This is a genomic window from Providencia stuartii, from assembly GCF_029277985.1.
Taxonomy (GTDB): Bacteria; Pseudomonadota; Gammaproteobacteria; order Enterobacterales; family Enterobacteriaceae; genus Providencia; species Providencia zhejiangensis.
The window spans coordinates 4,220,679-4,234,304 of record NZ_CP119546.1 but is presented as its reverse complement, the minus strand read 5'-3'; the positions used below and the strand labels follow the sequence as shown (position 1 = coordinate 4,234,304).

Annotated in this window: 6 protein-coding genes, 6 tRNA genes and 4 rRNA genes; 15 read left to right on the top strand and 1 reads right to left on the bottom strand. The window is 44.4% G+C overall.

What is annotated here, in order from left to right; all coding sequences use genetic code 11:
* Window positions 1-506 precede the first annotated feature (506 nt).
* The 9 genes from P2E05_RS19315 (at window position 507) to P2E05_RS19275 (ending at window position 9,383) form a co-directional block, all read left to right on the top strand.
* Window positions 507-2,046: ribosomal RNA gene (locus P2E05_RS19315) — 16S ribosomal RNA — on the top strand.
* Window positions 2,047-2,134: 88 nt separating this feature from the next.
* Window positions 2,135-2,210 (top strand) — tRNA-Glu (locus P2E05_RS19310).
* Between the two features lie 460 nt (window positions 2,211-2,670).
* Window positions 2,671-5,576, top strand: a 23S ribosomal RNA gene (locus P2E05_RS19305).
* 119 nt (window positions 5,577-5,695) lie between these two features.
* Window positions 5,696-5,811 (top strand): 5S ribosomal RNA (rrf, locus tag P2E05_RS19300).
* A 45-nt stretch (window positions 5,812-5,856) separates the two neighbouring features.
* Window positions 5,857-5,932, top strand: a tRNA-Thr gene (locus P2E05_RS19295).
* 28 nt (window positions 5,933-5,960) lie between these two features.
* Window positions 5,961-6,076 (top strand): 5S ribosomal RNA (gene rrf / locus P2E05_RS19290).
* Together the 16S, 23S and 5S rRNA genes with 2 tRNA genes alongside form the textbook arrangement of a ribosomal RNA operon.
* 208 nt (window positions 6,077-6,284) lie before the next feature.
* Window positions 6,285-7,319, top strand: a complete 1,035-nt coding sequence (murB, locus tag P2E05_RS19285) for a UDP-N-acetylmuramate dehydrogenase (RefSeq protein WP_154624963.1) — start codon at window positions 6,285-6,287, stop codon at window positions 7,317-7,319.
* Complete coding sequence (gene birA / locus P2E05_RS19280; RefSeq protein WP_163863319.1) at window positions 7,316-8,293, top strand: bifunctional biotin--[acetyl-CoA-carboxylase] ligase/biotin operon repressor BirA; 978 nt, start codon at window positions 7,316-7,318, stop codon at window positions 8,291-8,293. The genes murB and birA overlap by 4 nt, the downstream gene beginning before the upstream one ends.
* A 190-nt stretch (window positions 8,294-8,483) precedes the next feature.
* On the top strand, window positions 8,484-9,383 hold the full coding sequence (locus P2E05_RS19275) for a hypothetical protein (RefSeq protein WP_196714230.1): 900 nt from the start codon (window positions 8,484-8,486) through the stop codon (window positions 9,381-9,383).
* 81 nt (window positions 9,384-9,464) lie between these two features.
* Here P2E05_RS19275 and coaA read toward each other — a convergent pair whose 3' ends face one another.
* Complete coding sequence (gene coaA, locus P2E05_RS19270; protein WP_154624779.1) at window positions 9,465-10,415, bottom strand: type I pantothenate kinase; 951 nt, start codon at window positions 10,413-10,415, stop codon at window positions 9,465-9,467.
* A 438-nt stretch (window positions 10,416-10,853) separates the two neighbouring features.
* Here coaA and P2E05_RS19265 point away from each other — a divergent pair.
* From P2E05_RS19265 to P2E05_RS19240, 6 genes are all read left to right on the top strand, one after another.
* A tRNA-Thr gene (locus P2E05_RS19265) sits at window positions 10,854-10,929 on the top strand.
* A gap of 16 nt (window positions 10,930-10,945) precedes the next feature.
* Window positions 10,946-11,030: transfer RNA gene (locus P2E05_RS19260), tRNA-Tyr, on the top strand.
* Between the two features lie 74 nt (window positions 11,031-11,104).
* Window positions 11,105-11,179: transfer RNA gene (locus P2E05_RS19255), tRNA-Gly, on the top strand.
* A 6-nt stretch (window positions 11,180-11,185) separates the two neighbouring features.
* Window positions 11,186-11,261 (top strand) — tRNA-Thr (locus P2E05_RS19250).
* A 121-nt stretch (window positions 11,262-11,382) separates the two neighbouring features.
* Window positions 11,383-12,567, top strand: coding sequence for an elongation factor Tu (gene tuf / locus P2E05_RS19245; protein WP_154624778.1), 1,185 nt, complete (start codon window positions 11,383-11,385; stop codon window positions 12,565-12,567).
* A gap of 278 nt (window positions 12,568-12,845) precedes the next feature.
* Complete coding sequence (locus tag P2E05_RS19240; RefSeq protein WP_276122946.1) at window positions 12,846-13,589, top strand: SDR family NAD(P)-dependent oxidoreductase; 744 nt, start codon at window positions 12,846-12,848, stop codon at window positions 13,587-13,589.
* Window positions 13,590-13,626 lie beyond the last annotated feature (37 nt).

Below are 13,626 nucleotides of genomic sequence, written 5' to 3'. Positions count from 1 at the left end.
AAAAAATTGAAAAAAGGGGTTGCCAGAATTTTCTGACTCCCTATAATGCGCCTCCACTGACCGACGATGAGCCAACACAGAATGTGATGGCAAGCCCAAAAGGCTAACGACGGCAGACGAGAGAATCTGAAAAGATAAGCGAAAAAAAAGCTTGACTCTCGATGAGGAAAGCGTAATATACGCCACCTCGCGACAAAGACCTAAACGGTTAATATCGAAAGATAAAGTCGCAACGCTCTTTAACAATTTATCAGACAATCTGTGTGGGCACTCACAGGACACTATCAAAAAAATATTTGATTTTAAGTCTTGAAGAGTGACTAACACGTTAATTCATATATGAACTAACAATGTGCAATTCGATTGTGGAAGGATAACGCGAAGGCGAGTGAGCATTTCCGAGACAGTACTGAGGTACGGCGAGGAAAGCGCAGCGAAGCCGACAATGTTAGCCGAACAGAAGCGAATTGATAAATAGTTTAATTCTTTGAGCATCAGACTACTTTTAATTGAAGAGTTTGATCATGGCTCAGATTGAACGCTGGCGGCAGGCCTAACACATGCAAGTCGAGCGGTAACAGGGGAAGCTTGCTTCTCGCTGACGAGCGGCGGACGGGTGAGTAATGTATGGGGATCTTCCCGATAGAGGGGGATAACTACTGGAAACGGTGGCTAATACCGCATAATCTCTAAGGAGCAAAGCAGGGGACCTTCGGGCCTTGCGCTATCGGATGAACCCATATGGGATTAGCTAGTAGGTGGGGTAATGGCTCACCTAGGCGACGATCCCTAGCTGGTCTGAGAGGATGATCAGCCACACTGGGACTGAGACACGGCCCAGACTCCTACGGGAGGCAGCAGTGGGGAATATTGCACAATGGGCGCAAGCCTGATGCAGCCATGCCGCGTGTATGAAGAAGGCCCTAGGGTTGTAAAGTACTTTCAGTCGGGAGGAAGGCGTTGATGCTAATATCATCAACGATTGACGTTACCGACAGAAGAAGCACCGGCTAACTCCGTGCCAGCAGCCGCGGTAATACGGAGGGTGCAAGCGTTAATCGGAATTACTGGGCGTAAAGCGCACGCAGGCGGTTGATTAAGTTAGATGTGAAATCCCCGGGCTTAACCTGGGAATGGCATCTAAGACTGGTCAGCTAGAGTCTTGTAGAGGGGGGTAGAATTCCATGTGTAGCGGTGAAATGCGTAGAGATGTGGAGGAATACCGGTGGCGAAGGCGGCCCCCTGGACAAAGACTGACGCTCAGGTGCGAAAGCGTGGGGAGCAAACAGGATTAGATACCCTGGTAGTCCACGCTGTAAACGATGTCGATTTGGAGGTTGTGCCCTTGAGGTGTGGCTTCCGGAGCTAACGCGTTAAATCGACCGCCTGGGGAGTACGGCCGCAAGGTTAAAACTCAAATGAATTGACGGGGGCCCGCACAAGCGGTGGAGCATGTGGTTTAATTCGATGCAACGCGAAGAACCTTACCTACTCTTGACATCCAGAGAACTTAGCAGAGATGCTTTGGTGCCTTCGGGAACTCTGAGACAGGTGCTGCATGGCTGTCGTCAGCTCGTGTTGTGAAATGTTGGGTTAAGTCCCGCAACGAGCGCAACCCTTATCCTTTGTTGCCAGCGATTCGGTCGGGAACTCAAAGGAGACTGCCGGTGATAAACCGGAGGAAGGTGGGGATGACGTCAAGTCATCATGGCCCTTACGAGTAGGGCTACACACGTGCTACAATGGCGTATACAAAGAGAAGCGACCTCGCGAGAGCAAGCGGAACTCATAAAGTACGTCGTAGTCCGGATTGGAGTCTGCAACTCGACTCCATGAAGTCGGAATCGCTAGTAATCGTAGATCAGAATGCTACGGTGAATACGTTCCCGGGCCTTGTACACACCGCCCGTCACACCATGGGAGTGGGTTGCAAAAGAAGTAGGTAGCTTAACCTTCGGGAGGGCGCTTACCACTTTGTGATCCATGACTGGGGTGAAGTCGTAACAAGGTAACCGTAGGGGAACCTGCGGTTGGATCACCTCCTTACCATTGAAGTGTTTCTGTGAAGTGTTCACACAGATTGTCTGATGAAAAGTAGAGCAAAGCCAATCTAAGATTGACTGAAGACCTTGTTGTCCCCTTCGTCTAGAGGCCTAGGACACCGCCCTTTCACGGCGGTAACAGGGGTTCGAATCCCCTAGGGGACGCCATTCAGTGTGGGTCAATCGAAAGGCTGCGCGTCGACCTTTCAGCGTTGTGCGGTGCTCGCGATGCTCATGTACTGAATGTACATTCCGCTCGCTGTGCGCCTACGCCTTGAAATGTCTTAGCTCGCACTTTCTCGAAAGTGCTGGCCATAAATAATGATTAAACTAATTCACTGAGTTAGTTTAACAATTATGCTCTTTAACAATCTGGAACAAGCTGAAAATTGAAACAACGCACATTGTTTATCGCTTAAACAATGTGAGAGTCTCTCAAAATTTCAAACCTGAAATTTTCGGTCATTCAAACGAGTGGCATGAGCGAGCAGTGTGAAATTCGCGGCGTAGGAGCGCAGTCAGCGCAGCGTACATCGGTACGTGAGCATGACGAGCACCGCGCAACAAAGAATTTCACCACGCACAGCCATGACAGTTAGGTGATCGTTGAAACAATTTCGGGTTGTGAGGTTAAGCGACTAAGCGTACACGGTGGATGCCTAGGCAATCAGAGGCGATGAAGGACGTGCTAATCTGCGAAAAGCGTCGGTAAGGTGATATGAACCGCTATAGCCGACGATGTCCGAATGGGGAAACCCAGTGCAATTCGTTGCACTATCGTTTGATGAATCCATAGTCAAACGAGGCGAACCGAGGGAACTGAAACATCTCAGTACCTCGAGGAAAAGAAATCAACCGAGATTCCCCTAGTAGCGGCGAGCGAACGGGGAGCAGCCCAGAGTCTTAATCAGCATCAGCATCAGGAGAACGGTCTGGAAAGTCCGGCAGTAAAGGGTGATAGCCCCGTATCCGAAGGTGTTGGTGTTGTGAACTCGACGAGTAGGGCGGGACACGTGTTATCCTGTCTGAATATGGGGGGACCATCCTCCAAGGCTAAATACTCCTGATTGACCGATAGTGAACCAGTACCGTGAGGGAAAGGCGAAAAGAACCCCGGCGAGGGGAGTGAAATAGAACCTGAAACCGTGTACGTACAAGCAGTGGGAGCACCTTTTAGGTGTGACTGCGTACCTTTTGTATAATGGGTCAGCGACTTATATTCTGTAGCAAGGTTAACCGTATAGGGGAGCCGTAGGGAAACCGAGTCTTAACTGGGCGATTAAGTTGCAGGGTATAGACCCGAAACCCGGTGATCTAGCCATGGGCAGGTTGAAGGTTGGGTAACACTAACTGGAGGACCGAACCGACTAATGTTGAAAAATTAGCGGATGACTTGTGGCTGGGGGTGAAAGGCCAATCAAACCGGGAGATAGCTGGTTCTCCCCGAAAGCTATTTAGGTAGCGCCTCGTGAACTCATCTTCGGGGGTAGAGCACTGTTTCGGCTAGGGGGTCATCCCGACTTACCAACCCGATGCAAACTACGAATACCGAAGAATGTTATCACGGGAGACACACGGCGGGTGCTAACGTTCGTCGTGAAGAGGGAAACAACCCAGACCGCCAGCTAAGGTCCCAAAGTCATGGTTAAGTGGGAAACGAAGTGGGAAGGCTCAGACAGCCAGGATGTTGGCTTAGAAGCAGCCATCATTTAAAGAAAGCGTAATAGCTCACTGGTCGAGTCGGCCTGCGCGGAAGATGTAACGGGGCTAAACCATGCACCGAAGCTGCGGCAGCGACATGTAAATGTTGTTGGGTAGGGGAGCGTTCTGTAAGCCTGTGAAGGTGTGCTGTGAGGCATGCTGGAGGTATCAGAAGTGCGAATGCTGACATAAGTAACGATAATGCGGGTGAAAAACCCGCACGCCGGAAGACCAAGGGTTCCTGTCCAACGTTAATCGGGGCAGGGTGAGTCGACCCCTAAGGCGAGGCAGAAATGCGTAGTCGATGGGAAACAGGTTAATATTCCTGTACTGGTGATAATTGCGATGGGGGGACGGAGAAGGCTAGGCTGGCCGGGCGACGGTTGTCCCGGTTTAAGGATGTAGGCAGGTGAATTAGGCAAATCCGGTTCACTACATGCTGAGGTCTGATGACGAGTCACTACGGTGGCGAAGTAGCTCATGCCCCGCTTCCAGGAAAAGCCTCTAAGCTCTAGATTATCATTAATCGTACCCCAAACCGACACAGGTGGTCAGGTAGAGAATACTCAGGCGCTTGAGAGAACTCGGGTGAAGGAACTAGGCAAAATGGTGCCGTAACTTCGGGAGAAGGCACGCTGGCGCTAGGTGAAGTCCCTCGCGGATGGAGCTGAAGCCAGTCGCAGATACCAGCTGGCTGCAACTGTTTATTAAAAACACAGCACTGTGCAAACACGAAAGTGGACGTATACGGTGTGACGCCTGCCCGGTGCTGGAAGGTTAATTGATGGGGTTATCCGTAAGGAGAAGCTCTTGATCGAAGCCCCAGTAAACGGCGGCCGTAACTATAACGGTCCTAAGGTAGCGAAATTCCTTGTCGGGTAAGTTCCGACCTGCACGAATGGCGTAATGATGGCCAGGCTGTCTCCACCCGAGACTCAGTGAAATTGAACTCGCTGTGAAGATGCAGTGTACCCGCGGCAAGACGGAAAGACCCCGTGAACCTTTACTATAGCTTGACACTGAACATTGAGCCTTGATGTGTAGGATAGGTGGGAGGCTTTGAAGTGTGGACGCCAGTCTGCATGGAGCCAACCTTGAAATACCACCCTTTAATGTTTGATGTTCTAACGTGGCCCCATAATCTGGGGTGCGGACAGTGTCTGGTGGGTAGTTTGACTGGGGCGGTCTCCTCCCAAAGAGTAACGGAGGAGCACGAAGGTTGGCTAAGCATGGTCGGACATCATGCGGTTAGTGCAAAGGCATAAGCCAGCTTGACTGCGAGAGTGACGGCTCGAGCAGGTACGAAAGTAGGTCTTAGTGATCCGGTGGTTCTGAATGGAAGGGCCATCGCTCAACGGATAAAAGGTACTCCGGGGATAACAGGCTGATACCGCCCAAGAGTTCATATCGACGGCGGTGTTTGGCACCTCGATGTCGGCTCATCACATCCTGGGGCTGAAGTAGGTCCCAAGGGTATGGCTGTTCGCCATTTAAAGTGGTACGCGAGCTGGGTTTAGAACGTCGTGAGACAGTTCGGTCCCTATCTGCCGTGGGCGTTGGAAGATTGAAAGGGGCTGCTCCTAGTACGAGAGGACCGGAGTGGACGCACCACTGGTGTTCGGGTTGTCATGCCAATGGCACTGCCCGGTAGCTAAGTGCGGAAGAGATAACCGCTGAAAGCATCTAAGCGGGAAACTTGCCTTGAGATGAGTCTTCCCTGACTCTTTAAGGGTCCTAAAGGAACGTTTAAGACTAAGACGTTGATAGGCTGGGTGTGTAAGCGTAGCGATACGTTGAGCTAACCAGTACTAATGAACCGTGAGGCTTAACCTGACAACACCGAAGGTGTTTTAGAGAGAACGTTGTGAAGCGCACGCAGAGTGTGAGAAATTAGCTTGTTCAAGATTGCTGTTCTGGTTGGTGGAAGCCAACGGGAACAAAAACCGAATTTGTCTGGCGGCAATAGCGCGGTGGTCCCACCTGACCCCATGCCGAACTCAGCAGTGAAACGCCGTAGCGCCGATGGTAGTGTGGGGTCTCCCCATGTGAGAGTAGGGAACTGCCAGACATCAATTTTAAAGGTTGTGTCAGTACTGACTGACCGCACCATATTGCTGATATGGCTCAGTTGGTAGAGCACACCCTTGGTAAGGGTGAGGTCCCCAGTTCGAATCTGGGTATCAGCACCATGAATTATCGGCATTTAAAAAGAATTTACCTAGCGGCAATAGCGCGGTGGTCCCACCTGACCCCATGCCGAACTCAGTAGTGAAACGCCGTAGCGCCGATGGTAGTGTGGGGTCTCCCCATGTGAGAGTAGGGAACTGCTAGGTTTTAAACATAAAAAAGCCACCTTAATCGGTGGCTTTTTGCTATTTAGCGTTTGCAAAAGCTCCCACAGCCTTTGATATATTGTTTCGATTTTTACTGTTTTAAAGTAATACTCTTAATATCATCAATGTCGCTTCATTATTTAATGATTCTCGTTGGTCGGCCTGATAGACTTGTCTTATCTTTATTTATTGTTTATCGAAGGCTGCAATGAACCCATCCCTTGAATTAAAACCATTTAATAGTTTTGGTATTGATGCAACAGCAAAGTCCATTTGTATTGCTGAATCAGCGGAAGCTATTTATCAGCAATGGCTTGAAGCAAAAAAACAGCAGTTACCTGTTTTGATTCTTGGTGGCGGTAGTAATGTTTTATTTATCGATAATTTTGATGGCGTAGTTATTTTAAATCGCATTAAAGGGATCAATGTAACTGAAACAGCTGATGATTGGCAGGTATATTCAGCAGCAGGTGAAAACTGGCATCAATTTATTGAATATTTAATGAATAACGGTATTAATGGAGCTGAAAACTTAGCATTAATACCTGGCTGTGTAGGATCTGCGCCAATACAAAATATAGGCGCTTATGGCGTTGAGCTAAAAGATATATGTGAGTATGTGGATATGTTGCATCTGATAACAGGTGAAACGGTGAGGATCCAAGCTGAAGAATGTCGTTTTGGTTATCGTGATAGTATCTTTAAGCATGAATATCAGGATGATTACATTATTATTGGTGTTGGGTTTAAACTTTCTAAGCAATGGACTCCAAAACTCACTTATGGCGATTTGGCGCTGTTAGATCCTGAAACAGTCACACCACAGCAAGTTTTTGACTCTGTATGTAATACACGAAAAATGAAATTACCCGACCCTGCTATTACAGGAAATGCGGGTAGCTTTTTTAAAAACCCAATTATCTCGGCAGATAAAGCACAGCAAATAAAGCAGCTTTACCCCACATGTCCACAATATCTTCAGGAAGATGGTTCAGTCAAAGTTGCCGCAGGATGGCTGATAGATCAGTGTGGTCTGAAAGGTTATGAATTGGGCGGAGCGGCAGTTCATACACGGCAAGCTTTAGTGATAATTAATAAAAATCAAGCGACAGGGAATGATGTTGTTAATCTCGCTAGACATATTAGCCAAACGGTACATTCACATTTTGGTATTATGCTTGAGCCTGAAGTGAGATTTATTGGCAAAAATGGTGAAATTAACCCAATGGATTGTATTTTATGAAAGAAACTAGCATACCATTACAATTGATTGAGCTTTTATCGGATGCCCAAATTCACTCTGGACAACAACTGGGTGATAAAATTGGTATGACAAGAGCGGGTATCAATAAGCACATTAAAACGCTACGTTCATGGGGTATTCAGGTACAAACAATTACCGGAAAAGGCTATAAATTACCTTATTCAGTTAATTTGTTGAATGGTGAAGTAATTAGAAAGCAGGTTCAGGGGAGTCATGTGATCGTCGAACCTGTCATTGATTCAACAAATCAGTATATGCTGGATAGAATTCCTAGCTTACAGTCTGGTGATACATGTCTAGCGGAATATCAAAGTGCTGGAAGAGGCCGTAGAGGGCGACAGTGGGTTTCTCCATTTGGCTGTAATCTATATTTATCCATGTATTGGAAACTTGACCAAGGGCCGGCGGCGGCGGTAGGTCTTAGTTTAGTTGTGGGTATCGTCATTGCGAAAACGTTAAACAAAATTAGCAAAGGCAAAGTTAAGGTTAAATGGCCTAATGACCTTTACCTTAATGATAAAAAATTAGCAGGAATACTTGTTGAATTAACAGGTAAAACAGGTGATGCAGCACATATTATTATTGGTATTGGCATTAATATTGGTATGGAGAAAAAAAATATTGATAAAGAAAAATCCATCAACCAAGAATGGGCATCATTGGTAGACGAAGTTGAAAATATTGAAAGAAACGAATTATCAGCAAGTATTATTAATGCATTAAAAGAAGCATTAATCTTATTTGAAAAAGAAGGTTTAGCCCCATTTTTAGAGAGCTGGTTTGAGCTTGATAATTTCTTAGGAAGAAAGGTTAAGTTATTGATTGGAGATAAAATTATCACTGGGATTGAAAAGGGAATTGATCAGCAAGGTGCTCTTTTATTGCAACATGATAATGGTGATATTATTCCATATATTGGCGGTGAAATTTCATTAAGAGCGAATGAAATATAACGAAGTGTTTAATATATATCGACTGATTTTAGGTGTATTTTTTGGTAGTGCAATAAAGGTATTTAAATCAGTTGATATCGAGTGAAACAGAAAAATTATTATTAAAGGCGACAATATTTTATTGTTAGAAATAAATAATTAATAATCTACACTTATTATAAATTATTTAAATCATACAGTTAATGCGAACATGATGAGAAGAATACAACAAACAGCTTTATTTTTAGTGTTAGTACATAATGCAAATTTAACTTATGCTGATGACTTAACTTCCGGATACTCTAAACTTTTAACCTTATCATCAAGCAATGATATCAGCGCATCTACGCTGCATTCTGAAGGGGTTGATTACAACAAATATATTTTGCCATATGTATTTGAAAATTTGTATCAGTATGAAGATTATGCATTCTCTCTCGGACTAAAAGGAAGTTATCTTAAAGTTCGCTTAGACCCGATTAGTATCAATGACGATAACGATATTTATTATGGGCGCTGGGATATATTCAATGTAATGGTTACCCCAAAAGTGGATTACAAATTAAATCAATATGTAACCCTAGAAGGGGCGGTTGATTTAGGTTATTCAAAAATGGTGAATAATTCTAAGGTTCGAGGAAGTCAAGAAGTAAAAGAGGGCCTCACCGATAATGGGCTACTTGATTGGGATGTTAATACCTTACATTTTGCGCCTGAAATCGGTGCGAAATTTAAAAAAGCCTTTGATAATAATGATGAGCTCACATTCCATAGTCGCATTTCATATATGGTGTTAACCGGTATTGATAATAATAAAAGCGGCGTTAAAGTTGATGATAATGCAGGAACATGGTCAACCGGAGCAAGTTATTTAGTTTCGGATGCCTTGAATATTATGGAAAAGGATTTTGACCTATTGCTGTCCAATCGAATTGGCGGTTTTTATGGTAAAGGTTATCGTGACTTATCTTTTGGATTTATTAACAGTACTGAAGTTGCAGTTGAAACACCGCTGAAAATTTATGGTTATGATATGAAAATGAAAATCGGTGTAGGCTATCTGTCGAGCGATAACGCCCACGGTACTACATTGGTATTTGGCCTCCAGTAATGATACGAACAGCGTATTTTAAATGCCGTTGGAAATTATCAGTGAATAAATAACAGCCGGTTTTTAGCCGGCTTGCTGTTATTATTTTCTTAACCGAACACTCTGAATGGAATGGTTTTCACCCTTAGTCATGATGAGGCTAGCACGTTCTTTTGTCGGCAAAATATTTTCTTTGAGATTGAGTCCATTAATTTCATCCCAAATAGCGCCAGCGATATTAACGGCTTCTTCTTCACTCAATTTAGAGTAATTGTGAAAATAAGAATCAGGATCTGAGAATGCGCCTTGGCGAAATTTTAAGAATCTCCCCACATACCACTGTTTTAATAGTTCAGGGTTCGCATCGACATAGATAGAGAAGTCAACAAAATCGGATACAAACACATGGTGAGGGTCATGTGGGTAGTCCATATCGCTTTGTAACACGTTCAAGCCTTCTAAAATCAATATATCAGGTTGATCAATGACTTGTTGTTGGTCGGGAACGATGTCATAAGTGAGGTGCGAGTATACTGGTGCAACAACATTGCGGGCGCCTGACTTTATTTGTGAGACAAAGTTAACCAACCTACGCATATCATAAGATTGAGGGAAACCTTTTTTCTTCATGATATTACGATCTTTTAAAACTTGGTTAGGATATAAAAAACCATCCGTTGTGATTAAATCAACTTTTCGATGCTCAGGCCAGCGAGTCAACAGCGCCTGTAATAAGCGAGCCGTCGTGCTTTTACCGACAGCAACACTTCCAGCAATCCCTATAATGTATGGAACCTTAGCGCCATTGGTACCAAGAAATTGTTCTAACACAGCTTGGCGACGTAAATTAGAGCTAATATAGAAATTGAGTAAACGAGACAATGGTAGATAGATCTCAATAACATCTTCCATGGAGAGTTCTTCATTAATGCCTTTCAGCTCAGAAAGCTCACTTGGTGTTAATGTTAATGGCACTGAATCACGTAATGTAGCCCAATGTTCTCGATCAAACTCTAAGTATGGTGTAGTAATTAAATTCTCTGTCTGTTTCATAAACCAACATCTGCCTATTCTATGCAGGTTGGACAGGTTGCCTAAACACCCGTATCCGTAAAATTAAGTTGCATCATAGCGAGTGAAAGATAGTAGGCGTAGAACTTTTTATGTTTTATGTGAATTTTTTTTGACGGAGGCTGTAAAAATATCATTAACTGCTGAAAAAAACAGCGATAGACATGGTCTCTAAACAGACAAAAAACGTCATTTTTAATTTTAAAAAATGAGTTCACCATTTTTTTATGGTGCCAAGACACTTTACTGATTAAATAATCCTAGATTATAGTAGCAATTCGCTGTAGATGTTTTAAGCTGAATGTAGCGAAAAAAGCATCAAAATCACAAAAAACGAATAAAATGTGAGCAAGCGAACAAAAAATTAAATTTTTTTGTTGCAAGTCGCGCTCACTCTTCCTAGAATGCGCAGCACTTGATGCCGGCATAGCTCAGTTGGTAGAGCAACTGACTTGTAATCAGTAGGTCCCGAGTTCGACTCTTGGTGCCGGCACCAATTAACAATTTGGATAGGTGGGATACCCAAGCGGCCAAAGGGAGCAGACTGTAAATCTGCCGTCATCGACTTCGAAGGTTCGAATCCTTCTCCCACCACCATCTCCAAGAAGCTTCCCAAGAGGAAACTTTAAGGAACAGTTTAGCAGCTGATAACTCAGGTAGCCGAGTTCATTGCGGGCATCGTATAATGGCTATTACCTCAGCCTTCCAAGCTGATGATGCGGGTTCGATTCCCGCTGCCCGCTCCAAGATGTGCTGATATGGCTCAGTTGGTAGAGCACACCCTTGGTAAGGGTGAGGTCGGCAGTTCGAATCTGCCTATCAGCACCACTTCCCTTATGTTCTCAAATATCTCCCTGATTTGTCTCCTGTAAAAAGCAAGCAAATAGAATCTTAACTGCTTGGTTGATGTGGTGTAGCCACCGATTCCGTGTCTTAGAGGGACAATCTAATGTCTAAAGAAAAATTTGAACGTTCAAAACCGCACGTTAACGTTGGTACAATCGGCCACGTTGACCACGGTAAAACTACCCTGACAGCAGCAATCACTACTGTTCTGGCAAAAACTTACGGCGGTAGCGCTCGTGCATTCGATCAAATCGATAACGCACCAGAAGAAAAAGCGCGTGGTATCACCATCTCTACTTCTCACGTAGAGTACGATACACCAACTCGCCACTACGCACACGTAGACTGCCCAGGACACGCCGACTATGTTAAAAACATGATCACCGGTGCTGCGCAGATGGATGGTGCAATCCTGGTTGTTGCTGCAACTGATGGCCCAATGCCACAAACTCGTGAGCACATCCTGTTAGGTCGTCAGGTTGGTGTTCCTTACATCATCGTTTTCCTGAACAAATGTGACATGGTAGACGACGAAGAGCTGTTAGAGCTGGTTGAAATGGAAGTTCGTGAGCTTCTGTCTCAGTACGATTTCCCAGGCGATGACACACCAGTTATCCGTGGTTCAGCTCTGAAAGCGCTGGAAGGCAACCCAGAGTGGGAAGCGAAAATTGTTGAATTAGCAGAAGCACTGGACAGCTACATTCCAGAGCCAGAGCGTGCAATTGACAAGCCATTCCTGCTGCCAATCGAAGACGTATTCTCAATCTCTGGTCGTGGTACTGTAGTAACAGGCCGTGTTGAGCGTGGTATCATCAAAGTGGGTGAAGAAGTTGAAATCGTTGGTATCAAAGAGACCGCGAAAACCACTTGTACTGGTGTTGAAATGTTCCGTAAGCTTCTAGACGAAGGTCGTGCAGGTGAGAACGTTGGTGTTCTTCTGCGTGGTACTAAGCGTGAAGAAATCGAACGTGGTCAAGTTCTGGCGAAACCAGGTTCAATCAAGCCACACACTACTTTCGAATCAGAAGTTTATATCCTGAGCAAAGATGAAGGTGGTCGTCACACTCCATTCTTCAAAGGTTACCGTCCACAGTTCTACTTCCGTACAACTGACGTAACCGGTACTATCGAACTGCCAGAAGGCGTAGAGATGGTAATGCCAGGTGACAACATCAACATGAAAGTTACCCTGATCCACCCAATCGCGATGGATGACGGTTTGCGTTTCGCAATCCGTGAAGGTGGCCGTACTGTAGGTGCGGGTGTTGTTGCAAAAATCATTGCATAATAACAACCCACTTTAGTAAAAAGGGCATCATTAAGATGCCCTTTTGCATTTCAGCGCTCTATTCCCTATTTTAACTCTCTCACTTTCATTTCACTTCGAACAATTACAAATAAAACTGTTCCTCTAGATATTATAATAATGAGTGATATTTTAATTTATTCATTACATATCAACGCGTTAAATCGATCACAGAACAAACATTAATCTGAGTGCTTTCTAAAAAGATAAGACACAGCACCTATTATTTAATAGTTGATGTCAAAATAAGGAAGCTAACTATGATTTCGTTTGAAAATAAGGTCGGTATCATTACTGGCGGTAATAGTGGAATTGGTTTAGCGGCGGCAAAAAAGTTTTTAGCGCTAGGGGCATCAGTTGTGATAACGGGGACTAACGTAGTTCGTGGTCAGAATGCTGAAAAGAAATTACAGGAAAAAGGGTACCCGATAAAGTTTATACAAATGAATGCTGCTAGCGAAAAAGATAACCAACAATTGGTACAGTTTGTAGCGAAAGAATATGGCACGATTGATTTTTTATTCGCAAATGCAGGGGTTCTGACTGATAGTGCTGCGGATAAATTAGCGTATGAGCAATGGAAGCGTCTCATTGATGTTAATTTGAATGGTGTTTTTTTGATCAATCAGGCAGTGATTCAATATTGGTTAAAAAATCGGCAAAAAGGAGCCATTGTTAACTGTAGTTCGATTTGCTCTTTTGTTGGTCAGCATGAATTTTCTGGATATTGTGCCTCAAAAGGGGGAGTAAAGTTGTTAACGCAAACATTAGCCATAGATTATGCGATCCACAATATTCGTGTGAATGCCGTTTGTCCTGGTTATATTGATACTCCTTTGTTAGATGGACGTCATTTAGATAAGCAAAAATTAGCAGAGCTTCATCCGATGAAAAGAATAGGTACGCCAGAAGAAGTCGCTAATGTTGTTGCATTTTTAGCGAGTGATGCAGCCTCTTTTGTCACAGGTGCTTCATATCTGGTTGATGGAGGCTTCACCGCTTAGCGAGGGAAATGTAAATTAACAATAATGATAATTGAAA

What these genes read in the sequence shown, in the direction of transcription:
- murB (WP_154624963.1), top strand. Translation starts at nt 6,285, where the DNA reads ATGAACCCATCCCTTGAATTAAAACCATTTAATAGTTTTGGTATTGAT.
- birA (WP_163863319.1), top strand. Translation starts at nt 7,316, where the DNA reads ATGAAAGAAACTAGCATACCATTACAATTGATTGAGCTTTTATCGGAT.
- P2E05_RS19275 (WP_196714230.1), top strand. Translation starts at nt 8,484, where the DNA reads ATGATGAGAAGAATACAACAAACAGCTTTATTTTTAGTGTTAGTACAT.
- coaA (WP_154624779.1), bottom strand. Translation starts at nt 10,415, where the DNA reads ATGAAACAGACAGAGAATTTAATTACTACACCATACTTAGAGTTTGAT.
- tuf (WP_154624778.1), top strand. Translation starts at nt 11,383, where the DNA reads ATGTCTAAAGAAAAATTTGAACGTTCAAAACCGCACGTTAACGTTGGT.
- P2E05_RS19240 (WP_276122946.1), top strand. Translation starts at nt 12,846, where the DNA reads ATGATTTCGTTTGAAAATAAGGTCGGTATCATTACTGGCGGTAATAGT.